The following is a 21,363-nucleotide window of genomic DNA, read 5'->3' on the forward strand; positions in this document are numbered from 1 at the left end:
GGGGATTATCTGCTAACTGCAGGATCGTTCAAGTCTTCTTAAACGATCGGCATTAGCTCTTTATGAGCGGCTTTTTGCTATCTGATGCTTTCTAAAGTGAACACAGTTCGCAATTAGTTTAGTCCACACTGCATACCAAACTATTCGTAAATGCTGTATGAAAAATACTTACTTGCGATTTTTTGATGCTGACCATTGTCGATCAAGCGCTGGATACCGTCATCAATAAGATCTTTGAGTTCATTATCTTGTTTTCGTACCGCGACACCAATACCACGCCCGAACCATTTTTCTTCTATAAATTTAGGACCCGTAAAGTGGTAGTCCTTACCTTGCTCCGTTTCAAGAAAGCCCGTATTGAGTCCCATAGAATCACCAAACACGCTATCTAGGCGCCCGTTGAGTAAATCGGTAAAGGCTTCGTCGAATGATCCATAACGCTTGGTATCTACATTTGGGTAGATCTCGGAAAGGTATTTGTCACCAATGGTAGCGCGCTGAACTCCAATTGTTAGTTCATTTAAGCTGCCGTCATCCATATTGATTTCACGCCCTTTTTCCATGACAAAACGAGTGGGAACTTTAGCGTAAGGCATCGTGAAGTTAACTTTCTTTTCACGTTCTTCGGTAATTGTCTTAGCCGCTATAATTGCATCGTTTTTACGGCTTAAAAGCGAAGGGATAATCCCGTCCCAGTCAGTTTTTGAGATGATACATTTTACTTCTAATTCGACACACAAGGCGTTGGCTAAATCGACTTCAAACCCCTCTAATTCACCATCTTGCGTTGTCCAGCTGAATGGTGGGCATGCTCCTTCCACCGTAAATCGGATTTGCTTCCAATCTTTTGCGTAAGTAAATACTGAGAAAACACTGACGAATACAACAAATATCCACTTCATTTTTATTTCCTTATAGTTTTAATGGATAAGTTGGTTAATCAAATGTTAAAGAATATCAATGTTAATGCATATCATTGTGAGCAAAGGCATTAGATAACTTCTGGAACTCTTGCTTCCCAAACTAACTACACGACTTTTTCTTATCTAAATTTCTATTTATATCTTTCATAAACAGTAGCTTGCTGTACTTCTCGCAAGATCTTTAAGATACTCACCTTTGATTTATGTTGCATCTGAAACAAAAATCAATACAATGAGCGCATTATTTTGTTGCAGGTGAAACATTATGGCTAATAAAGCGTATCAATGGATGCTCTATCTAACACTTGGCACCAGTGCCTTGTTTGCTCTTTTCTTGGTGGCAAGTGACAACCTTGCGCCGTTCACAACTCAAGCTCAATTGCACATTCCAACCAGCCGTATTGCTGCAGAAGTGTCGGCGCCAGTGGTGGAGTTGGCTGTTAAGAATGGTCAGGATGTAAAAAAAGGGGAACTGCTAGTTCGCTTAGATCCAACTCGTTTTGAATTGGCGTTAACTCAGGCTGAAGCGGCTTTGGTTGAAGCAGAGCAAAGCTATGAAGCAAACAAGCAGCACTTGCATGGCGCGGAAGCGACGTTACGTCAGCGCCAACACGAAGCTCTGAATGCCGAGAGAAAATTGAAGCGTAACCAGCAATTGATTTCGAGAAAACTTGTTAGCCAAGAAACGCTAGACGATAGCCGATCGGACACGATTGTAAGACAGCAAGCCGTCGAAGCTGCGCAAGCCGATATTGAGCAGATAAAAGCTGAGCTTGAGAAAAGCAGCGACAACGGTGCTTTGGCTGTTGCTCGAACTCGCGTTGAACTGGCGCAATTGGATTTGGACAAAACGACAATCGTCGCGCCTGTTGATGGCGTAATCAGCAATCTCAACCTTAACTCAGGAACCTATGTTGGCGCTGGCAGCCCCGTTTTGTTTTTGGTTGATCGCCAGCATGCTTGGATTAACGCAGACTTCAACGAAAAGGGCAGTGCAAATCTGACTGCGGGAACAACCGTTCGTTTGGTGTTTGATGCAATGCCTGGTGAGGTGTTTGAGGGAAATATTCAAGGTCGTGAACTGGCTATCTATGATGCGAGCAGCGACAACAGCGGCCTCGCGAAAGTCGTGAATGATGATCGCTGGATTCGAGACCAACAAAAAGTGCGTACACAAGTAACGTTGCCGTCACTTGATCACTCATTGTTCTCAGGCTCTAAAGTGAGCGTGATGGTGGTGCCTGAAGCGACGTTTTGGGATGTGATCGGAAGTGCATGGATGGAAGTGCTAGCTCGCATTCGTTACCTAGTTTAACTGTGCTCTTCAATCATCGACTAACTGACTACCCACTGACGAAATAACGATTTACGACCTAAGAGGCAGATTATGAATAACGAAGTTCGAGGCCCGATTAACTGGTCTGAAGTAGCTTGGATCAGCGCTATCGTGTCTTTGGGTATGTTGGCTCAACTTTGGCTACAGCTAGGTGTTGCGGCGTACCTCGCTCTTTATCCGGTAATGGCGGCGACCAAGATTAACGACTACTCAGTGAGAGGTATGCTCAAAGCGTTTCTCCCTATCTTGGGTGTCGCTTGTGTGGCTCTGCTTGTCGATCAGTTATTTGCCTCACACCCGGCAGTGGTTTGGGGGATCAGTTTATGGGTATTTGATTTAGCAAGAAGGTGGGCCGACACGCCTGCCAAACTTGGGAAAATCTACATCCCATTGCTCAATTGGTTTTTGGTGATTGTGTTTGCACAACATGGCCCAATGCCGATGACGGACTGGGTTCGCGATATAGCAGTGAGCATGGTGACGACCATGGTTGTGGTGAGATTTGTGATGCTGCTCTTAAAGCCGCCCAAAGCGATGTCGCCGCTGCCAATGCAAAGTGTTCCTGTGACGTACCAGCAGCGAGTGATATATGTGGTCATGCTTGGAGTTGGTTTAGCATTTTTGATGATGGTCGATTTGATTGCCGCGACGTTCTGTATGATGCCTGTGATTATTGCGGCTGCGCAAAGTGAACGCATGAACTATCAAATGGTGGTGAAAAACTGTTTACAAGCCCACGTTGGTGGTTGTGCATTGGCGTTGGTCTTCGTAACCTTGTTAGCGGGGCAACACTCCTATAATTGGGTGTATATCATTGGACTAACAAGCTTGGTGACCATGATAGCAATTTGGATCAGCGGCAGTCGTGGTGGCGTGCGAGGTATGCATACTGAAGCGATGTTAGGAACTATGCTACCATTGCAACTCTATGTTTCAGCAACCGATCTTGGTTTGCAAGATACCTACTTTCGTGCAGAGTTAATGTCCATCGTGTTGGTATTATTAGTGGTCTGCCAAGGAATTATATATGGAAAATCAACCAGCATTATCCATCACCGGAATTGATGCACTCGACAGCAATCCTATGTTCTTAATGGGCTTTGCTTACAAACAGTTTCGAGCTCAAGTCACCGCTGAGATGGGCACCACTTCGGGCATTTCTCTAGAGATGTTTGGTGCGCTTCGAGTGTTAGATAAGCATGGCAAAATCACTCAGCAAGAGTTAACCAATTACTTGCTTCGAAATCGCTCTGTGACCAAGCGTTTGGTTGATAACGCGATTAAGCTGAACCTTATTGAGGCCAGCAAGAGTGAAACGAACAAAAAGGTAAAACTTCTTTCTTTAACGGAAGAGGGCAAGAAGCTTGCCGAATATTGTGAGCCTATGGTCGATAGTATCAGCGAGCAGTTTCAGAGTGCGTTGAGTGAAGACGAATCCAAGCAGTTACAGACCTTGTTGGCTAAGCTTGTAAAAACAGACCAATTCGTCGACTGATTATGCGATCGAAGGTGTGGGTCTAATAACAATCGAATAAAGAGTAAGTGACATGACATACAAAATATTAGCGATGCTAATGATTAAGCTGTTGTTTACGTTTCGTGGCAGTAAACCTACGTCTAAAATCCCCGCCTCTGACTTTGATGCCGAACGCTTCGCTGGTACATGGTATTCCGCTTGTTTTATCCCGCATCCATTGCAATCAAAGCTCGGTTCTTTGTCGTTTAGCTTTTTATTTGAATCTGACGGTAATCTTAAGCTGACAACTCGAGGCTACAACGCGAAAAAGAATGAGTGGAAGACCAAAGAACAAGCCGCAACATTTAAGGGCTCTCAAACCGAAGCGTGGTTTTCAGTCGAAGCGAATAGCCCTTATGAGAAGCAGAGAAAGGTAATTTTCTTGAATGAAGATTACACTCAGGCTTTGTTGGTGGGTCCTACCAAAAATACCTTACAGATCTTGTATCGCACTGCAGAGTTCACCAAACAAGACTTAGACTCGCTGATTGAACGGGCGCAGAGCATGGGTTTTAAAACCAGTAAGCTAGTTCGTGTGTCACAACATATCAATGATGTGCCTGAACAATAAAGTAAGTTCGGCTAGTCCTGACTAGGTAGCTCGGCTAATAAGCAAACAACATTGCTAACCCGTTCTAATTCGCTGGCAACACCACTGCCGACGCTTCTTCCTCTGAATCTTCTTTGCCTTCTACTTGGTCAGCAACCCAATCGATTGTCTTGGTTAAATAAAGCTTATTAGTTTCGGTGTCACACCAACTTTTTGATAACCCTCTTCGATTGAATTCACTGCCAATTGCTGCGAGTGTCTGGTTGCTTGAGCGCCCGTAATACAAGGTGTCGCACAGTTGCAGGTCCGACATCGATTGAGGATATGTATTGACTGACGAGGAGTTCATGCTCAGTGCTTTGGATTGGTTATGAGTGCACCCTGCTAGGCTCAGGAAAAAGAAAAGGATCAGTGTATTTTTCATGTTGTATCAGGTCTGTTGCCGATGATTTGAAGACAGTATTGGCATGTATGATTAAATTATTGTCAATTTTTCGCCAACTATTTATAGACCAAGACTTTCCTCCCAGTTAGAAAGCGTTATTAAGCCAGTGATAAAAACGGTCTTAACAAGCAAAAGCGCAATTTTGTACAAAAGCTGAAAGAGACAATAGAGTAGACTGATAAGTCGCTCGATAATTAACAGGCTTAGGAATTGTTATGGAGAACAATAAACGCTCTAAAGAAAAGGCCGAATATAAGATAACCGAAGAGCTCGGCGGCCTTGAAATTCTTAATGCTGAATACGAAAAGCAGAACTTCTCGCGCCACAGCCACGAGGGCTATACGCTGGGAGTCATCGAGCAGGGCGCTCAGCGTTTCTATCGAACGGGCGGACATCATATTGCGCCACAAAATGCGATTATTCTGGTCAATGCCGACGAAGTCCATAGCGGTCACTCTGCCACTGAAGGCGGTTGGGCGTATCGAGCCATGTATCCACTCCCAGATCAACTTGCCAAGATCACTCAAGAGCTAAACCTACCCAATTACGGGGCGCCTTACTTCCCAAGAGCGGTTGTTGAAGATCCTGAACTCGCCAATCAATTGAGATTAGTCTTTAACACGATTGATGAATCTGACAATCGCTTGTTAAGAGAGACCTTGATGTACGGGATGTTGGTTAAACTGATTAGCCGACACGGAAAATCGCCGCTTAACCCTCAACTCGACGGAAAAACTCAGCGCCAGCTTGTCTTGGTGAAAGAGTTCTTAGATGATTTTCCACAAGCCGATGTGTCCCTAGAGGAGCTGTCTAAGTTAGCGGCATTGAGTCCGTTTCACTTAGTGCGTTCTTTTCAAAAAGAGTTTGGTCTTCCGCCACATGCGTATCAAATCCAATCTCGGTTAAGGCTTTCGCGTAAGTTATTGAAACAAGGACATACCATTTCAGACACCGCGCAAGAGTCTGGCTTTCACGACCAAAGCCATTTTCATCGACACTTCAAAAAGGCCAATGGCTACACGCCGGGGCAATACATTAAAATGCTCTAAATCGGACACCTTAATTGGTTCGCGAAATCGAGCAAGTTTGTACAATCGAACCGACTCCACTCTTCTTACATTGAATAGCGAATGTAAAGAGAGAAAAGAATGATATGGATAGTGAAACAATGGATAGACGAACACAGTTATGGAAAGGCGTTTTAGCGGGAATGCCTTTGAGTATTGCGGTAATCCCTTGGGGAATTCTAGCCGGTTCATATGCGATAGATGCCGGATTGAATCAACTTCAAGCGCAAGCGATGTCGGCTATTTTGTTTGCTGGCTCAGCGCAACTTGTCGCTGCGGGTATGTTCAAAGCGGGTATTGGTTTAGGCACTATGTTGTTGACCACACTGTTCATCACCTCAAGACACTTTCTGTATAGCGTATCGATGCGTGACAAAATTAGCCATCTTCCTGCGCGTTGGCGTCTATTACTCGGATTTTGGCTCACCGATGAGCTGTTCGCGATTTGTAGCGGGCAGTCTCAGAAAGAATTTAATCGCTGGTATGCTGCGGGTGTAGGCGGCGGTTTTTATCTTGTTTGGAATATCGCGAGCTTTGTTGGCATTGTCGCGGGAAGCCAAATTCCATCACTTAACGAGATTGGGCTCGACTTCGCGGTCGCAGCAACCTTTATTGCGTTAGTTTTTCCATTAATCAGAACAGTGCCTGTCGTCGTATGTGTGGTGGTTTCATTGGTCACTTCAGTTGCTATGTCGGTTAACAATATTGAGGGCGGGCTAATGATTGCAGCGATTGCCGGAATGTTAGCGGGCTTTATCAGCGAATCGTTCCAAGAGCGAAACAACGGTAACAAGACAATCGTGGAGGGGAAATAGAGATGATTTGGTTAACGATATTCCTCATGACTGCGATTGTTTTCTTTAGTCGGTATTTGTTTCTTGAGCCTGCAATCCCGCTTCGACTCAATCAAACCGCAAGGCGCCTATTGCGCTATTCAAGCCCAGCGGTGCTGACTGCGATTTGGGGGCCAATTGTATTTGCTCCTGAACAAACATTTTGGCCAAGCCTTGAAAACCCATACTTGATAGGCGCGCTGGTCACAGGTCTGTTGATTTGGAAAACAGGCAATGTGCTACTTACTATCGGCGTCAGCATGGCGGTGTTTTTGTTCTATAACCTTGTCGCGGTTGATTTCCTTTTTTCTTGAGCTTCAACGTCAACTTAGGCTTTGTGTTTCTCCTATTCTTTAAGGGCTGTATAAATATGATTACTTGTTATGTTCGATATGTGATTGATCCTAAAAAGGTAAATGAGTTTGAGGCATACGCAAAAATGTGGATTCCTCTGGTCGCTAAATTCGGAGGTCAACACAATGGTTATTTCTTACCGTCGGAAGGGGCGAACAATATTGCCATGGCGCTGTTTACCTTTGAAAGTTTGGCTGCCTATGAAGAGTATCGGATTAAATCGTTGAGCGATGCTGAGTGTATTAAAGCGTTTGAATTTGCAGACGAAGTTGATTGCATCGTGAGTTATGAACGCAGCTTTTTTAGACCTGTTTTAGAGTGATAGACCTTGCAACGTATAGCTTGGTGGCATCTAATGTACTGATTCGCTGTTTGTGTGTTTAGGTTTTGGTAAGGAGTTAGTTTGGCTAAGAAATATTATGTGGTTTGGAAAGGTCGTACACCGGGTATTTTTACCACTTGGAATGAGTGTAAGTCTCAAGTCGATGGCTTTGCTGGTGCGAGATATAAATCGTTCCCAACACTAGGCGAGGCTGAGTCTGCTTTCGGTGGTAAAACGTCGTCTGCGTCAGGTTCTACAGCGACAAAGCCAAACTCTTCGGGTAAGGCGACGAAAGCTAAGGTGCCGCCTCTTTCGGAGCAGCAAATCACTGATATGCCTTTTGATATCAAGATCTTTACCGATGGTGCTTGTGAGCCAAACCCCGGTGAAGCGGGGACGGGGTTAGCGGTATACCAAAACAACCAATTAACCGAATTGTGGTATGGCTTGTATCAACCTGTTGGTACCAATAATACCGCTGAGTTGCATGGCCTTAAACAGGCGTTTTTGCTCGCAAAAGAGAAGCTAAACGCGGGTCTGTCTGTAGCGATCTATTGTGACTCTAAGTACTCGATAGATTGTATTACTAAGTGGGCAACAGGTTGGGAGAAAAAGGGCTGGACTAAGTCGGGCGGCGAGATCAAAAACCTCGATATTATTAAGCCGGCGTATGCGCTCTACCAAGAGCTGGCTTCAAAAATTACCATCTACCATGTGAACGGACACGTTGGTATTGAAGGTAACGAATTGGCCGATAGAATGTCGATTGTGGCTATTTCATCGAAAGAGCAACAACTCGCTCAATATCGTGACATCGACGATATTGAGTCTATTTTGGCACTGCGAGCAGGCTAGTTAGGCTTCTTAATGAAAAGCTACTGAAAGCATAAGTCGCGATCATTGGGCAGTGCTAAGTTGAGCGTTACATTTCAAATTGATGTAGCGCTCTTTTGTTTTTGTGGTGCTCCGTTTTCTTATGGTGCTTAGTCGTTCTTGTGATGCTTACTGCCTGAGTTAATCCTTATTGAGCTGGGTTCTCTATCCAACGAGATAATTGCTGAGCTTGTTTGATCGAATTAAAACTGTCTTTCACTCTCTCACGTGCCTTTAACCCCATCGATGCTTTATCGTTGCTGCTTAGTTGCGCGAAACGCTCAATCGCTTCTCTTAATTCTTCCACATTCTTTTCGCCAACCACAAAACCTGTCTCTTGTGAGACGATCTCTTTGCATCCCATGATGTTGGTGGTAATAACTGGCGTTCCTACGGCCATCGCTTCTTTTAAAACCAGTGGTCCTGTATCCACACACCCGGTTTCGGAAAAACAGAAGGGCGCGATTAGGCTGTCATAATTCGATAGTTTCTCTTTCACCCATTCATGAGGCTTAGCGCCAAGAAAGGTCACGTTTCGAGTGAGCCCATTTTCTTTGACCTGCAATTTTAACTGTTGCTCTAAATCGCCAGTACCGATGATATCGAGATGAATGTCGAGAGGTTCGGCAATCGGCGCCAATGCATCAATAAGATGGTGGATACCTTTTTGCTCCACTAATCGGCCAAGGAAAATAAAGCGAAGTTGCTTCGTTTCGGTTTTTGGGTTGAGTTGGAACTGTTTGGTATTAACTCCGCAATGCAGGAGCTTAATGTTTCCTTTCGCCATGGTATTGAAGTCAGCAAGCATGTCTTTACACACTGCAACCACAAAATCACTCGATGAGATTTTATGTTCAATGTCATAAGCGAACTCGTAAACATCATGACCATGAGCAACGAACGAACAGGTGATATTCAGCAGCTTTGCCGCGACGATGGCGTGAGCTGTGGTGTGCTGACAGAAATGCGCATGTACGTGTTCGACGTCGTTTTCCGCGAGTTGCAGCGCTAATTTAAACCCATAAGCGAACAGTGACTTTTTCGGCATGCTGGTTTGCTTAGAAATAAATGAGACAGCCTTGATGAAACCTATCCAGTTAATGCTGGCGACTTTACCCTTCCGAACATTTTTACCTATTTCGACAATGTCGTAGTCGAACTGTTTTTCACTGTTTTCAATTTTGAACGTCATTACACAAACATCGTGCCCACACGCTTTCACAGAGTCGACTTCTGTTTGAATGAAGGTCTCACTGAGTACTGGGTAGGTTGGCGCCACAAATGCTACTTTCTTCATTCCTTACTCCTCAAATCCATATGACTAAAGCTATCAAGCCAAGGTAATAACCAATAAAGCAAGATACGAACCAAGATCGAATCGTAGCTTTGGAGGGCTTTCTGATTGCTTTTCGAAGGTTACCCCTTAAGAGGTGGCTTGTTTTCTCAAATTGATAATCAAATTGGAGTTGCAGTTTTTTTGAACATCTGTGTTTGGTCGTCATTTTGAGAATGGACGCGTAGGTGGCTGATCTAGATGTGATTTCATAGCAAGACACTCTCGGCATAGAACATGCAACGTCAGCCATATAACGTATAAATCTGAGGGCGTCATTATGGCTAAAGTAAGTGTTGTTATTCCTACCTACAATTGTTTGGATTACCTGCCGAAAGCGATTGGCAGTGTACTAAAGCAGACTCATCAAGATGTTGAGCTGATTGTCATTGACGATAACAGTAACGATGGAACGTCGACGTATCTTGCTTCTATAGACGATGAACGCATTATTACGTTGTCCACATTGGGTGTTGGTGCGCCTCAAGCGAGAAACCTAGGGATTGAAAAGGCGACCGGTGAATACATCGCTTTTTTAGACGCAGACGATTTCTGGTTTCCTGAAAAAATTGAGCGCCAACTCGAATTTCATCAACGTTACCCTGATCTCGCGATGAGCTTTACTAACTACGAGCATCTTACTGAAGATTACCAAGTAATAGTCGACTGCTTTAGTTACTGGTCGCAGTTTCAAGATCAAGATGAGCTGTTCATAAATATCGAGAACCCGTTGGAGTTCATCATAGAAAATAACGTGATTGGAACATCAACGGTCATGGTGAAAGCGGATGTGTTTTCTCAAACAGACAGTTTCAATGCTGACATCAAGTATGGGGAAGATTGGGAACTGTGGCTTCGAATGAGTGAAAACCATCAGATCGGTGTGTTGAACTCGGTGCAGGTTGGCTACTTGATGAGAGCGAGCTCTGTTACCCAAACTGAAAGTCTTAAATTGAGAAATTTGCAGTCTATAGAGACTATTCTTCAACATTACCAAAATGACAGTCAACGATGGAATCTACCCACTTCTAGCTTCAAAATCGCAAAGGCGAGAATACTGGAAGGTTATGCTGACTATTATCGAGGTTTACAACAGAATAGACAGGCTATTGCCTACAGTTTCCGTTCTTTGGTCATGTCACCTCAAAAACGCACATTGCGACACCTAATTGGAGACTGTAAAAGTTTCCTAAAGCCAGCTTGGTAAGGAAAAGGTGACGACTATGGGTTCTTTAAAGCAGTCGGCTTACTACGCCATCGGTATATTAATGATGAAAGGGATTTCATTGGTGATGATCCCGTACATTACGCACAATATGACGTTGGCAGAGTATGGTTCCTTAGAAGCCATTGTCTTGCTGGCAGACATTGGGACGATATTGTTCAGCTTCGGTATTGTCGATGCCATGTATCGTTATGTGGGTGTCGCCGAAGGTGATGAAAAGCAAAAGCTCGTCTCGAACTGCTTCACATTGAGCGTGCTGGTGTGCGTGCTTGGGGGCGCCTTGATTGCCCTCAGTATGCCGTTGTTAATCTTAATGTTGCCAGTTGAATTCCAGCCTTACCAGATACTGCTTCTGCTTATTCCTACCATGCTCGATGGGGCGATTTCTATCCCGCTAACGCTGATGCGTATGAACGCGATGGCGAAACGTTTTTGCATGCTCAATGTGTTGAAAGCCGGTGTTCAAGCCATCATGACTTTTGTTTTGCTTGAGGCTGGATACGGTATAGATGGCGTGTTGATTTCAGCTGCGGTATCCAGTGTGTTGCTAATGGTTTGTTTAGTGCGTTATCAATGGCAAGAGATGGGATCTTTTGGTTGCTTCAAATACTCGGCGAAGATCTTAAAATTCGGACTGCCCGTTCTGGTTGGCGGTGCATCAATGTATATGATCATGGGGCTCGACCGCTGGGTAATGGCAAGCTTCGTCGGTGTCGAAGAACTCGCGATTTATGCGGTTAGCGGAAAGTTCGCGTTGATTCTTGGTCTGTTGTTGCAGCCTTACGCGCTTTGGTGGTTTCCAAACCGTGTGGCGATGCTTCAACAGCCGGGTGGCAGTAAGATGTGTGCCGATAGGGCGTTAGTCGGAGTGAACCTCGCCATTGTTTTAGGTTCGTTGATGATTCTAACGGTACCCGGATTTATTTCTCTCATTTTACCGAGCAGTTATCATTACGCGGGGGCCATTGTTGTTGCGCTGCTTGCGATTAGCGTTATCAAAAATGCAGGTGATTATCTTAACCTTGGTTGTTTCAGTGGCGATTCGAGTCAATCTCAAATGTGGATTCAAGGTGGATGTGCGGTCTTGGCGGCCATTGGTTATTTCACAGTGACGCCTATTTATGGCGTGTGGGGTGTTGTCGCGGTTCTTTGTGCAACTTATGTTGTGCGGCTCATGCTTCTGTATGTTGTAAGCCAAGCGATGGAACAATTACCTTATGAACACAGCAAGTGGGTAACCGCAGTTAGCATCGCATTAGTAGCGATAGCGAGTGATCAACTTCTGGGATTGGTGTTGGTTGATGTCCATGACTTTATTCTTGGATCGGCTGTTGGTGTAATCGCGCTGGTGGCCTTTGTTAAATACTCAGTGATCGTTGTCCCGCAAGCTCTGCTCGACAAGTTGATGCTGGGTAAGCAGTCTCACGCAAATTAAAATAAAACACTGTTCATAATGTGTGAGATTCGATAGTATTTATAAATTCAATGAATGCCATCAATGGAAAGATACATGAACAAGTGGATTGTGCTCCTTTCTCTGTTTTCAGCTGCCTCATACAGCGCCTCTGAGTTTTCAAGTGAGGGTATTACTGCTCCCGACTTCAATTCAACGGATTTCAAGCCGCCTGAAGTTTCCCAACAGGAACAACACAACATCGTTTGTGAAAGCGTAGTCTGCAATTCAACATCTGCACGTCAGCCCGTTCCTGTTGTTGGTGAAGTGCCCGATAGGGAGCCTAACCAAACCATCGAAACCCTTGCGAGTGCCATTTACATAGTGGGTGAAATGGGGATTGCAGAAAACTTAGCGACACCAGAGTACGAGAAATTTTTTGAGAATTAGTTGAAAGGATACGGTAGTAGGATTGGTACTGGTTTTAATAGCTGCTATAAAGGTCATATTTCATTCAATGATACGACAACCTTGGCATATTTAAACTAGGAAATACCAATGGAAATATGGAAGTTGCTGCTGTTTATCCCTGCTTGTTTTGCGCTCAACATGACTCCGGGTCCAAACAATTTGTTATCAATGAACAACGCCCGTTGTTACGGATTTCAGGCCGCCTTTGTCGCTGGCCTAGGAAGAATCCTCGCTTTTTCTGGCATGATTGCTTTGGCTGCATCTGGCTTAGCGGTTGTGCTTTACACCTCTGAAACGTTGTTTTTCCTTATCAAGTTATTTGGCGCGATGTATCTGTTGTGGATCGCGTTCAACCTATGGCGCTCACACGCCAGTCCGGTCGTGGATATCGAACGAAATAAGAATTGGTTTGGTCTGTTTAAACAAGAATTTGCACTCGCTGCTGGCAATCCAAAAGCGATACTCATTTTCACTGCATTCCTTCCTCAATTTGTCGATGTTTCAGCGAACGTAAATACTCAATTCTTTGTTTTAGGTAGCACCTTTCTAGTGTTAGAAATGCTCGCGATATCGATCTACGCGGCATTTGGCTTATACCTCAGAAACTGGTTCTCTAAGCCACAAATGGCAAAACGTTTCAACAAAGCGTGCTCGGTTTTTCTTGCGTTATCTGGCGCAAATTTGTTGGTTATTCGACAGTAAAACATAAGTAACCTAATCTACTCCTCAGGCGTTAGTTAAGTGGCATCTTCGTTATGGTAGTTCGTAAGCCTTTAGGCTGTTGATATATTGTTAATAGCACCTTTGAGTTTGCATGTTTAAACTTGAGGTTCGGTTTAAATGAGGTCTATCTATGAATGTTGTTTGTGCGGAAAAACAAGAACTGGCTGATATCTACCTGCTTGAACATGCTTTGTTTGGCGCTCACGCCTATCCGCTGTTTTTCTTTCGTCAGGCCTTTGATTGCTGGGGAAAAGGTTTATTGGTTGTTAAGCAAGACTCAAAGATTGCTGGCTATGCCTTAACGACAACCACAGACAAGCAGAATGAGTTTTGGGTCCTATCATTGGCTGTAGACCAGAATTATCGTGGCATGGGAGTTGGCCGGAACCTGATGCAACAGGCGGTTGAGCAGTTGCATCGAGATGCTAGGCTTTTGCTCACTGTAGACCCAAATAACACATCGGCTCGTGCGCTTTATGCATCGATGGGGTTCGTTACCATCAAGCAAGAAGACAACTACTTTGGTGATGATGAGCCGAGGTTAGTGATGAAGCTCATCATCTAGATTGTTGCTAACGGTTTTTAACAAAGGCGCTTAACTAAATCAAAGGCTCACACTTCAAAGACAATCTCGTAGCTCTAGGTTAGCATCACGATACCGTGCATTAACACGACACTAGAGGTCAGCCGAGTCCTCATATCAAAGTAGCCATCAGAACCTTGGCTCTGGTTCTCTTCTCTCATCGTCCTCTCCGCTCGCCAAACCGCAATGTAGCCTAAGATCAGAATCACAGTGGTGAGGAACTCTTGCTGCTCACCGAGTAGCACGGCTAGCCACGCTGCCAACACAATAACATTGCTTAGAATCAGAGCCTTGTTGCTGGATTGGCTTTCGAAGTTCTCTATCCCATTACCCCACAAAATGCCCGACAAAAAGCTCAAGATAACCACGCTGTAGGTGATGAAGAGTGTTTCGCCGCTCAAGCTAAAGAATTGGCTGTCGGTGAGTGATAACAGTAGGCCGAATAAAAAGGGGATTAAACCCATATAACCGAGCTTAGCCATGGTGTTGCGTGTTTGAGTTGTCTCCATGTAATCTGACCTCATAACTGCTGCTCTATTGCATTTTTGAGGGTACTACTGGTTGGCGATGTAGAACTCGGGAAGGTTGCTATCACTTTGCCTTCTTTGCCGACCAAGAACTTGTAGAAATTCCATTTCGGTTTGATACCGGCTTGTTGTTGGATTTCGGCAAAGACTGGGTTTGCGTCTGGCCCAGAGAGTGAAGCGCGCGCCATCATCGGAAAAGTCACACCATAATCTAGGTAGCAGATTTTAGCGGATTGCTCCTCGCTTCCTCTGTCTTGGCGAAAATCATTACTTGGGAAACCAACAACCGTGAACCCTTGATCTTTATACGTTTGGTGAAGCTGCTCAAGTTGCTCGAACTGTGGGGTGAAACCGCACTGACTTGCCGTGTTCACGATCAATAAAGTCTTACCATGAAACTCTTCACACAGCTCAATTTCTTCGTTTGAATTTAACAGCCTTTGTTTGCCGTAGAGTATCTCAGGGCAGCTAGCTGAAAAAGCGAATGAACTTGTTAGGCTCGCGATTAGGGCGGTGGAGCACAGCAGTGAATGTTTCATAAGTCTGACTCATTTTAGTTGGCGTAACTGTTATTACTGTTCAACGACTTAAAATGATCACTTTAAAGACCAGAATTGCTTCAGTATCAGCTATCAGTTAAGTATCAGCTGCCGCTTAGCAAATAGGGCGCCACCAAGCGCCTGATATTCACCTTGGCTCCAAGGCGAGATGCCAGCAGGTACATGCCTCCAATCTTTCGGTGGAGGAATAGAGCGTCTGCTGGTGGCGTGTGCCAATACTCTTGTTCCATGCTGAGTATGGTTCCAGCTTCACGAAGCCTTTGTGCTAAACCACTGGCTTTGAAGTCGTAATCTTCATCGACAAGCATGGGTTCACAGGCCATTTTCACTAGATTTAGAATCGCTTGGCGTTGTTCGGGAAGAATTGTCTCGCTAAAGAATCCTATTTGCTCTAAAGCTCGGTTGAGCACTTGCTCATCGTTGTTAATGACAGAGGAAAAGGCCAAGCGATAACCCTCGCTGAAGCGGTCACTGTACTCACGGGTTGCTCCGAAATCTAATAAGCCAATTTGTCGGGTGTTTTCAACATAAAGGTAGTTGGCGAAATTGGGATCGGTTTGCACCATCTTAAAATCGAACAACTCTCTGAACAGAAGCTCCAGTAAGCTGTGCATTACAAAGTTACGTGTGCATTGGTCGTAACTTTCGATTTGCTCTATCGAGATGCCCTCAATGAAGTCCATGGCGAGCACCGATTCTGATGAGATTTGCGTATGAATCTTAGGCACGACGAAGTGAGAGTGCTCTTTAAGCGCATGATAGTAACGAGTCGCGTAGTCAGCCTCGCGAGCATAGTCGGCTTCATCATGTAGTTGTTTTTTCGCCTCTTCTAACAAGCCTTTGTAATCGACTGACTTTGGTATCAACCCAACAATATTGAGCAGCGTGCCCACGTTATCAACATCACTGTCGATACTTTTTCTAATGCCGGGGTATTGGACTTTGACTGCGAGTTTGTCCCCAGCATCACTATAGGCTTGGTGAACTTGTCCGATAGATGCACTGGCGATCGGTTTAAAATTGAAGGACAGGAATTCGGTTTTCCAATGGTTCCCGAGTGAGCTTTCTAACACTTGGTTGAGCTGCTTTGTTGGCAGAGGATCTGCGTCTGAGCGCAGGCGAGAAAGAATATCGGCTAATTCAGGTTCTAAGATATCGCCTGCATCCATTGATAGCATCTGCCCCAGTTTCATTGCTGCACCGCGCAGGTGGGCCAGTTGTTCGGTTAGACGAGCAATGTTTTGAGGTGTTAATACCAAGTCTTTTGCTTTGGGTCTGTTTCCCTGCGCGAGCTGTTTCGTGCCTTCAGTGATGACACTTCCGGCTACTCGAGTGGCGAGAGACGCGAACTTACTGAATCTTGAAATACGATGGGTAGGTAGATTTCTTTCTTTTGCCGACATAAAGGTTCTCACTTAGTTATCAAGACTCACTACAAAGTTCTATAAATCATTACCCAACCTAATGTTTTGTTGTGGTAACTTGTCTCGCGAAACAGTAAACAGAATTTAAAGGACAAAACATGAAGTTTATTTGGTTAAAAGTCGCGGTTACCGTTTTAGTTTTTGCTGCGCTGTTTGGTGTGGTGTATTACAAAGTCGCAAGTGGTATGTCTTAACCAAGTACTATTTTGTGCAGCTGTTACCATCGCAGCGTGACTTTCCAGTTAGCCAGAAAGAGACTTTGTATCGGTTCTTGGCAAACCGAAGATAACACCAGTCGGCCACTGGCTTGAATATCGCCCAACGTAAAGGGGCGTATAGCCAACCTTTTCCTACTAAGCGCCACGCTTGGTAGGTCACGTCTAAACCTAGCAGCAGTTTTCCATTCTCATCCAGTGCATGCAAAACGGTGTTGGCTGCGTCGGCATCAATCTGAGGGTAGTCTGAAAAGGCTTCACTGTAGATATCGATGGTTTGAATCTTATTCTCGACATCATGCTTTGCAAGTGCCGCCATCTCCTTTGCGCACAACGGGCATGTCCCATCGTAAAATATCGTTAATGAAGTCATTGCTTCCCTTACTATTTTTACCAATTCCCAACTATACGCAATCACCGATTAGGTGGATCATTTTACTCAGTTATCCGACACTGTAATTGTGACGACTATTTTACAGTACCATCTCGAGGTAAAATCCGTTCCATGCAATTACATATTAAGAGTCGATCCCCAATGACAACGAAATCAATGAGCCGCTTCATTATAGCCTTCATAGCCCTAATGCTAAGTGGTTGTGTGAGCTATAGCGTGACTGAACAAGAAATGACGAACTACCTTCAAGATTCGGTGATGTTAGAGCAAGAAGTGGGTGTACAAAACGTTATGTATGCGCAAGTCGCTGTCGATGACTTAGCGGTGCAAATTGGCCGAGCTGATGCCGAGCGCGTGTCTGTTCTGGCGAATACCAATGCACAAGTTCAGGTGTTTAACGTGCCGAATATGAGGTTGGATCTTGATATCGAGTTCAGTGCGATTCCTGAATATGACAAAGAGAGTGGCGAGATTTATTTGAAATCACTGCGTTTAGAGCGCTTTGAAGAAAAAGATAAACAGCTTTCGCCTGAGGTCGCCAAACTACTTAAGCCTGCCGTTTCTATGATTGGTTTTGCGTTGTCTCAGTCGCCAGTTTACAAATTGGACAGCAATAAGGTTCAAGAGTCATTGATCAAGTCATCGGAACCTAATCTTGTGATTAAAGACAACAAGCTGGTCATCGAGTTATTCGATTAACCATTCACATTTAGCTGAGACTTAGATTTAAAACACAATGGCTGCCGATTTGGTGGCCATTTTTGTTTGTGTTGAATCAGCAAGATTTCTGTTTTTAGGCTGTCTATTAAGCTTGTTTTCTCTGGCTTATTTATTGAATTAGCCGCGTATCTCACCTTTACTTTACTCTTGTGAGCAAGTCATCGCTTCAGTCATCAAATCATAAGAAAGAAAAGGTGAGCGAACTATGAAGAATCCAGTGATAGCGGATACCAAGCCAGTCAAAGTGGAGCTAACAGAAGGGGAGGAGTATTACTTCTGTACCTGTGGGAAATCGAAAAACCAACCGTTTTGTGATGGTTCTCATGCAGGAACGGGCTTCAAACCGAAGAGTTTCGTGGCCGAGGAAACCGGCGACGCTTACCTGTGCCGCTGTAAGTATTCGAACAATCTCCCTTTCTGTGATGGCACCCATAAACAGTTTACGGCTGAGCAAGTGGGCCAAGAAGGCCCCGATGTTCACATCCAAGCGGCAACGCCCGATCTCTCACCTGCGGCTTCTGCAACCAAAGAAGAGCCCACGGTCGAATTCATTCATCAATTAGCACGAGATGGCTTATCCAAAGTGGGTCACCATGGGCCAATGACTTCAATGGGTGTTCCAAGATATCTATTACCTCACTGGGATGATATTCAAGTGATGGTTGCTCAAATGGCGACCAAACCTCTGTTGGAACATGTGCCAGTCGGTACTGAGCTTATTATTGGGCCAAAAGCGAAAAAGCCGCTTAAATTGAACATCTCTTTATTTGTGTCTGATATGAGTTTTGGTTCGTTATCTGAAGAAGCGAAAATCTCTTTAGCGACAGGCGCAGAGCTTGCGGGAACGGGAATTTGCTCGGGCGAGGGCGGCATGTTGCCCGAAGAGCAAGCGGCGAACTCTCGCTATTTTTATGAATTAGCCAGTGCTCAGTTTGGTTACGATGAAGCTAAGCTCAAAAACGTTCAAGCCTTCCACTTTAAAGGTGGGCAGGGTGCTAAAACCGGAACAGGCGGTCACCTACCGGGGGCGAAGAACATAGGCAAGATCGCGGAGGTGCGTGGCATTGAAGCGGGCACGGCAGCGATTTCTCCACCCACCTTTGTCGACCTTAACACGGTCGAGGATTTTAAAAAGTTCGCCGACCGTGTTCGAGAGGTGACAGGCGGTATCCCGATTGGCTTTAAGTTAAGTGCCAATCACATCGAAGAAGACATTCAGTTCGCGCTTGATGCCAGTGCCGATTACATCATCTTAGATGGGCGTGGTGGCGGTACAGGGGCGGCGCCAGAAATGTTCCGTGACCATATCAGTGTTCCCACTATTCCAGCACTCGCTCGCGCTAGAGCGTATCTCGATAAACAAGGGGTCAGTGACAGAGTCACATTGATCATCACGGGCGGCTTGCGCGTGCCGATGGATTTCGTAAAAGCGATGGCGCTTGGTGCTGATGGTGTCGCTATCTCAAACAGTGCCATGCAGTCGATAGGTTGTGTGGCGGCGAGAATGTGTAACACCAATAATTGCCCTGCTGGTATTGCAACTCAAAAAGCCGATTTACGTCAGCGTTTGAATGTCGAGAAAGCATCGAACCAGCTTAAGAACTTCTTTGAAGCCTCGACAGAATTAATGCAAGTGATGGCGAGGGCATGTGGGCATGATCATTTGAATCAATTTAACCCTCATGATTTGGCAACATGGAATCGCGAAATGGCCGAGCTATCCGGTGTCGCTTACTCTGGTGTCTGTCCATTAAATCACTTTAAGTAAATAATACTTCGATAAAGCACACTCAATGTATTTTGGGTGTGCTTATTTTTGCCTGTGCAATGCCAATCGATGTTTAATCCTTCGTAATTAACTGCTTTATAAGTGTTTTTAAATTATTTCCTATTTTTTTAAAATATCACTTTACCTTAAGTTAACTTGAGGTTTTATCATCATCCCCAATCTAAAAACACAATCTATCACCTTGTCGCCTAGTGCAGGTTTTGATGTTATCAAACAGACGTTACGAATCTTCAGTTATGAACTTTGAGCTCCGTAATTGAAGTCATGAGTGCATAAAGGTGAGAAAACTGAACAAGGATCAACAATGAAAGTATTAGCAATTGGCGCAACCAACAGTAAAGCATCGATTAACCAACAATTGGCAGCGTACACCGCAAGCTTAGTTGAGGGCGCGCAAGTAGAGGTGCTCGATCTTAATGATTTCGAGATGCCTATTTATAGTGAAGACAGAGAAAAAGAGTCCGGCGTTCATCAACACGCGCAGCGCTTTTTCAGCAAGATTGGCGAAGCTGATGCTGTGGTCATCTCTTTTGCAGAGTACAACGGTTCATACACCGCAGCTTTTAAGAATGTGTTTGATTGGACATCACGAATCGACATGAAAGTGTATCAAGGTAAACCTGTGGTTATGCTCTCCACATCACCAGGCCCCGGTGGCGCAAGCTCTGTGTTGTCGTCTGCGGTAAATTCCGCACCTTACTTTGATGCTGATGTGAAGGGGTCGATGTCGGTGCCAAGTTTCTACGACAACTTTAATGTAGAAACGGGTGAGATCATCAATACCGAAATGGCCGAGAGCCTGAAATCGATCATGAGTCAGATCTAACTGCTTCAGTGAGTGAGAGAATTACTACATCGGTGCACAGATAAATAGATAAATAAGTAGATACATACATAAATGGCCATCAAGCGATGGCCATTTAATTGCGTCATTGTCTATTGTGATAACTCTGCTGCGGTGTCAACGAAGATACCTTGAATGTCTTTCGCTTCACGCTCAGTTTGACCACCGTGTTTTAGAAACGCACCGATAATTGCTGCGGTTTTCTGCTCTTTTTCGCGCTCTAAGAAGTAACGAAGTTCTAGTTCAGCGCCCGCTTGCTCATCTTTGATTGAGGCAGCGATGATCTCTTTGTACATCACGATATCACGTACTTCTAATTGGCTGATTACACCGAGTGTCGCTGCTAAGAAACCCTCTAGCTCTGCCTTCGGTACAAATTGCGTGATGATGTTACGCTCTTCTGCTTGTTGAGCCGTAAAATCGTTACCAAGCAGCAAAGCTTGTAGCGCTTTGTTTTTGCCCATGCGTCTTGCAAATTGAACTGCGCCTTGGCCACCCGTTGGGATGTTTACATGAATTTCTGGTTGTGCGAACGCCGAGTTTTCAGTGCCGTAAGCAAGGTCACACGCCATCACAAATTCATTACCGCCCCCACGAGCTACGCCATCAACTACCGCGACAGAGACTTGTTTCATCGCTTTAATGTTCTCAATCATGTGGTTGAATTCAATCGAACCAGCTTGTCCACCTTGTGTACCGTTGATCACATTGAGATCTAGGTGAGCCAGAAAGAAGCTCTCATGTAATGATTTGAAGACCACAACCTTAGTATCACGATCATCTTTCAATGAAAGTACAAAGGCATTGATCTCGTTGATCAAGTCGAAAGTCAGCACGTTCACTGGTGGGTTGTTGATCGATACTGTTGCGATGCCATTTTGGTTAGTCACAGATAGTAGTGTCATGGGGTGTTCCTCTATTAGGTCGGGACTGAATGTTGTCT

25 protein-coding genes are annotated in these 21,363 nt (G+C 44.8%); 17 read left to right on the forward strand and 8 right to left on the reverse strand.

What is annotated here, in order from left to right; all coding sequences use genetic code 11:
* Positions 1-140: 140 nt before the first annotated feature.
* Complete coding sequence (locus tag AB6E52_RS18275) at positions 141-902, reverse strand: transporter substrate-binding domain-containing protein (RefSeq protein WP_102320561.1); 762 nt, start codon at positions 900-902, stop codon at positions 141-143.
* A gap of 286 nt (positions 903-1,188) precedes the next feature.
* Between AB6E52_RS18275 and AB6E52_RS18280 the strand changes: the two genes are divergently transcribed.
* The 4 genes from AB6E52_RS18280 (at position 1,189) to AB6E52_RS18295 (ending at position 4,346) form a co-directional block, all read left to right on the forward strand.
* Positions 1,189-2,238, forward strand: a complete 1,050-nt coding sequence (locus tag AB6E52_RS18280; RefSeq protein WP_017062229.1) for an HlyD family secretion protein — start codon at positions 1,189-1,191, stop codon at positions 2,236-2,238.
* Between the two features lie 72 nt (positions 2,239-2,310).
* Positions 2,311-3,324, forward strand: coding sequence for a DUF2955 domain-containing protein (locus AB6E52_RS18285; protein WP_102320560.1), 1,014 nt, complete (start codon positions 2,311-2,313; stop codon positions 3,322-3,324).
* Positions 3,287-3,754, forward strand: coding sequence for a MarR family winged helix-turn-helix transcriptional regulator (locus tag AB6E52_RS18290; RefSeq protein WP_017062227.1), 468 nt, complete (start codon positions 3,287-3,289; stop codon positions 3,752-3,754). The genes AB6E52_RS18285 and AB6E52_RS18290 overlap by 38 nt, the downstream gene beginning before the upstream one ends.
* Before the next feature lie 52 nt (positions 3,755-3,806).
* Positions 3,807-4,346, forward strand: coding sequence for a lipocalin family protein (locus tag AB6E52_RS18295; RefSeq protein WP_017062226.1), 540 nt, complete (start codon positions 3,807-3,809; stop codon positions 4,344-4,346).
* A gap of 64 nt (positions 4,347-4,410) precedes the next feature.
* On the opposite strand, the gene AB6E52_RS18300 is transcribed toward AB6E52_RS18295, so the two are convergent.
* A complete protein-coding gene (locus AB6E52_RS18300) occupies positions 4,411-4,749 on the reverse strand; it encodes a hypothetical protein (protein ID WP_081324485.1) in 339 nt (112 codons plus the stop codon).
* Positions 4,750-4,985: 236 nt separating this feature from the next.
* On the opposite strand from AB6E52_RS18300, the gene AB6E52_RS18305 reads away from it, so the two are divergent.
* The 5 genes from AB6E52_RS18305 to AB6E52_RS18325 all read left to right on the forward strand — a co-directional run bounded on the left by AB6E52_RS18305 (position 4,986) and on the right by AB6E52_RS18325 (position 8,201).
* Entirely contained in the window at positions 4,986-5,819 is an 834-nt protein-coding gene (locus tag AB6E52_RS18305) for an AraC family transcriptional regulator (RefSeq protein ID WP_102320559.1), read from the forward strand.
* A 104-nt stretch (positions 5,820-5,923) separates the two neighbouring features.
* The gene (locus tag AB6E52_RS18310; RefSeq protein ID WP_017062223.1) at positions 5,924-6,652 is read left to right on the forward strand and encodes an AzlC family ABC transporter permease; all 729 of its coding nucleotides are present in this window, start codon (positions 5,924-5,926) and stop codon (positions 6,650-6,652) included.
* A gap of 2 nt (positions 6,653-6,654) precedes the next feature.
* Positions 6,655-6,984, forward strand: coding sequence for an AzlD domain-containing protein (locus AB6E52_RS18315; RefSeq protein WP_102320558.1), 330 nt, complete (start codon positions 6,655-6,657; stop codon positions 6,982-6,984).
* 56 nt (positions 6,985-7,040) lie between these two features.
* Positions 7,041-7,346 (forward strand): NIPSNAP family protein, encoded by a 306-nt coding sequence (locus tag AB6E52_RS18320; RefSeq protein WP_102320557.1) that lies wholly within the window; start codon positions 7,041-7,043, stop codon positions 7,344-7,346.
* A gap of 81 nt (positions 7,347-7,427) precedes the next feature.
* A complete protein-coding gene (locus tag AB6E52_RS18325; RefSeq protein WP_102320556.1) occupies positions 7,428-8,201 on the forward strand; it encodes a viroplasmin family protein in 774 nt (257 codons plus the stop codon).
* A gap of 166 nt (positions 8,202-8,367) precedes the next feature.
* Here AB6E52_RS18325 and AB6E52_RS18330 read toward each other — a convergent pair whose 3' ends face one another.
* Positions 8,368-9,516, reverse strand: coding sequence for a glycosyltransferase family 4 protein (locus AB6E52_RS18330; protein ID WP_102320555.1), 1,149 nt, complete (start codon positions 9,514-9,516; stop codon positions 8,368-8,370).
* 316 nt (positions 9,517-9,832) lie between these two features.
* Between AB6E52_RS18330 and AB6E52_RS18335 the strand changes: the two genes are divergently transcribed.
* The 5 genes from AB6E52_RS18335 (at position 9,833) to AB6E52_RS18355 (ending at position 13,929) form a co-directional block, all read left to right on the forward strand.
* Positions 9,833-10,759, forward strand: coding sequence for a glycosyltransferase (locus AB6E52_RS18335; RefSeq protein WP_017062218.1), 927 nt, complete (start codon positions 9,833-9,835; stop codon positions 10,757-10,759).
* Between the two features lie 16 nt (positions 10,760-10,775).
* The gene (locus AB6E52_RS18340; RefSeq protein ID WP_017067059.1) at positions 10,776-12,212 is read left to right on the forward strand and encodes a lipopolysaccharide biosynthesis protein; all 1,437 of its coding nucleotides are present in this window, start codon (positions 10,776-10,778) and stop codon (positions 12,210-12,212) included.
* A gap of 75 nt (positions 12,213-12,287) precedes the next feature.
* On the forward strand, positions 12,288-12,620 hold the full coding sequence (locus AB6E52_RS18345) for a hypothetical protein (RefSeq protein ID WP_241910590.1): 333 nt from the start codon (positions 12,288-12,290) through the stop codon (positions 12,618-12,620).
* A gap of 108 nt (positions 12,621-12,728) precedes the next feature.
* The gene (locus tag AB6E52_RS18350; protein ID WP_102320553.1) at positions 12,729-13,343 is read left to right on the forward strand and encodes a LysE family translocator; all 615 of its coding nucleotides are present in this window, start codon (positions 12,729-12,731) and stop codon (positions 13,341-13,343) included.
* A gap of 151 nt (positions 13,344-13,494) precedes the next feature.
* On the forward strand, positions 13,495-13,929 hold the full coding sequence (locus AB6E52_RS18355; RefSeq protein ID WP_102320552.1) for an N-acetyltransferase: 435 nt from the start codon (positions 13,495-13,497) through the stop codon (positions 13,927-13,929).
* A gap of 74 nt (positions 13,930-14,003) precedes the next feature.
* Here AB6E52_RS18355 and AB6E52_RS18360 read toward each other — a convergent pair whose 3' ends face one another.
* From AB6E52_RS18360 to AB6E52_RS18375, 4 genes are all read right to left on the reverse strand, one after another.
* A complete protein-coding gene (locus AB6E52_RS18360) occupies positions 14,004-14,471 on the reverse strand; it encodes a DUF3429 domain-containing protein (RefSeq protein ID WP_102320551.1) in 468 nt (155 codons plus the stop codon).
* Entirely contained in the window at positions 14,468-15,013 is a 546-nt protein-coding gene (locus AB6E52_RS18365; RefSeq protein ID WP_102320550.1) for a glutathione peroxidase, read from the reverse strand. Before AB6E52_RS18365 ends, AB6E52_RS18360 begins: the two co-directional genes overlap by 4 nt.
* Positions 15,014-15,117: 104 nt before the next feature.
* On the reverse strand, positions 15,118-16,437 hold the full coding sequence (locus AB6E52_RS18370; protein WP_102320549.1) for an AarF/ABC1/UbiB kinase family protein: 1,320 nt from the start codon (positions 16,435-16,437) through the stop codon (positions 15,118-15,120).
* A 222-nt stretch (positions 16,438-16,659) separates the two neighbouring features.
* The gene (locus AB6E52_RS18375) at positions 16,660-17,046 is read right to left on the reverse strand and encodes a thiol-disulfide oxidoreductase DCC family protein (protein ID WP_065681147.1); all 387 of its coding nucleotides are present in this window, start codon (positions 17,044-17,046) and stop codon (positions 16,660-16,662) included.
* Positions 17,047-17,208: 162 nt separating this feature from the next.
* Here AB6E52_RS18375 and AB6E52_RS18380 point away from each other — a divergent pair, with 162 nt between their 5' ends.
* From AB6E52_RS18380 to AB6E52_RS18390, 3 genes are all read left to right on the forward strand, one after another.
* On the forward strand, positions 17,209-17,766 hold the full coding sequence (locus tag AB6E52_RS18380; protein WP_102320548.1) for a DUF1439 domain-containing protein: 558 nt from the start codon (positions 17,209-17,211) through the stop codon (positions 17,764-17,766).
* Between the two features lie 226 nt (positions 17,767-17,992).
* A complete protein-coding gene (locus tag AB6E52_RS18385) occupies positions 17,993-19,555 on the forward strand; it encodes a glutamate synthase-related protein (protein ID WP_102320547.1) in 1,563 nt (520 codons plus the stop codon).
* 325 nt (positions 19,556-19,880) lie between these two features.
* Positions 19,881-20,402, forward strand: a complete 522-nt coding sequence (locus AB6E52_RS18390) for an NADPH-dependent FMN reductase (RefSeq protein ID WP_102320546.1) — start codon at positions 19,881-19,883, stop codon at positions 20,400-20,402.
* Positions 20,403-20,512: 110 nt separating this feature from the next.
* Here the strand turns inward: AB6E52_RS18390 and AB6E52_RS18395 are convergent, their stop codons facing one another.
* The gene (locus tag AB6E52_RS18395) at positions 20,513-21,325 is read right to left on the reverse strand and encodes an enoyl-CoA hydratase/isomerase family protein (RefSeq protein WP_102320545.1); all 813 of its coding nucleotides are present in this window, start codon (positions 21,323-21,325) and stop codon (positions 20,513-20,515) included.
* Between the last annotated feature and the right edge of the window lie 38 nt (positions 21,326-21,363).

Source organism: Vibrio sp. 10N.247.311.13 (assembly GCF_041467595.1).
GTDB classification, from domain to species: domain Bacteria; phylum Pseudomonadota; class Gammaproteobacteria; order Enterobacterales; family Vibrionaceae; genus Vibrio; species Vibrio crassostreae_C.

Bases quoted from the DNA above. Each gene is read 5' to 3' on its own strand.
- AB6E52_RS18285 (WP_102320560.1), top strand. From the start codon at position 2,311: ATGAATAACGAAGTTCGAGGCCCGATTAACTGGTCTGAAGTAGCTTGG.
- AB6E52_RS18340 (WP_017067059.1), top strand. From the start codon at position 10,776: ATGGGTTCTTTAAAGCAGTCGGCTTACTACGCCATCGGTATATTAATG.
- AB6E52_RS18305 (WP_102320559.1), top strand. From the start codon at position 4,986: ATGGAGAACAATAAACGCTCTAAAGAAAAGGCCGAATATAAGATAACC.
- AB6E52_RS18345 (WP_241910590.1), top strand. From the start codon at position 12,288: ATGAACAAGTGGATTGTGCTCCTTTCTCTGTTTTCAGCTGCCTCATAC.
- AB6E52_RS18375 (WP_065681147.1), bottom strand. From the start codon at position 17,046: ATGACTTCATTAACGATATTTTACGATGGGACATGCCCGTTGTGCGCA.
- AB6E52_RS18275 (WP_102320561.1), bottom strand. From the start codon at position 902: ATGAAGTGGATATTTGTTGTATTCGTCAGTGTTTTCTCAGTATTTACT.
- AB6E52_RS18335 (WP_017062218.1), top strand. From the start codon at position 9,833: ATGGCTAAAGTAAGTGTTGTTATTCCTACCTACAATTGTTTGGATTAC.
- AB6E52_RS18350 (WP_102320553.1), top strand. From the start codon at position 12,729: ATGGAAATATGGAAGTTGCTGCTGTTTATCCCTGCTTGTTTTGCGCTC.
- AB6E52_RS18395 (WP_102320545.1), bottom strand. From the start codon at position 21,325: ATGACACTACTATCTGTGACTAACCAAAATGGCATCGCAACAGTATCG.
- AB6E52_RS18385 (WP_102320547.1), top strand. From the start codon at position 17,993: ATGAAGAATCCAGTGATAGCGGATACCAAGCCAGTCAAAGTGGAGCTA.
- AB6E52_RS18280 (WP_017062229.1), top strand. From the start codon at position 1,189: ATGGCTAATAAAGCGTATCAATGGATGCTCTATCTAACACTTGGCACC.
- AB6E52_RS18360 (WP_102320551.1), bottom strand. From the start codon at position 14,471: ATGAGGTCAGATTACATGGAGACAACTCAAACACGCAACACCATGGCT.
- AB6E52_RS18315 (WP_102320558.1), top strand. From the start codon at position 6,655: ATGATTTGGTTAACGATATTCCTCATGACTGCGATTGTTTTCTTTAGT.
- AB6E52_RS18355 (WP_102320552.1), top strand. From the start codon at position 13,495: ATGAATGTTGTTTGTGCGGAAAAACAAGAACTGGCTGATATCTACCTG.
- AB6E52_RS18295 (WP_017062226.1), top strand. From the start codon at position 3,807: ATGACATACAAAATATTAGCGATGCTAATGATTAAGCTGTTGTTTACG.
- AB6E52_RS18300 (WP_081324485.1), bottom strand. From the start codon at position 4,749: ATGAAAAATACACTGATCCTTTTCTTTTTCCTGAGCCTAGCAGGGTGC.
- AB6E52_RS18330 (WP_102320555.1), bottom strand. From the start codon at position 9,516: ATGAAGAAAGTAGCATTTGTGGCGCCAACCTACCCAGTACTCAGTGAG.
- AB6E52_RS18370 (WP_102320549.1), bottom strand. From the start codon at position 16,437: ATGTCGGCAAAAGAAAGAAATCTACCTACCCATCGTATTTCAAGATTC.
- AB6E52_RS18290 (WP_017062227.1), top strand. From the start codon at position 3,287: ATGGAAAATCAACCAGCATTATCCATCACCGGAATTGATGCACTCGAC.
- AB6E52_RS18310 (WP_017062223.1), top strand. From the start codon at position 5,924: ATGGATAGTGAAACAATGGATAGACGAACACAGTTATGGAAAGGCGTT.
- AB6E52_RS18320 (WP_102320557.1), top strand. From the start codon at position 7,041: ATGATTACTTGTTATGTTCGATATGTGATTGATCCTAAAAAGGTAAAT.
- AB6E52_RS18380 (WP_102320548.1), top strand. From the start codon at position 17,209: ATGACAACGAAATCAATGAGCCGCTTCATTATAGCCTTCATAGCCCTA.
- AB6E52_RS18365 (WP_102320550.1), bottom strand. From the start codon at position 15,013: ATGAAACATTCACTGCTGTGCTCCACCGCCCTAATCGCGAGCCTAACA.
- AB6E52_RS18390 (WP_102320546.1), top strand. From the start codon at position 19,881: ATGAAAGTATTAGCAATTGGCGCAACCAACAGTAAAGCATCGATTAAC.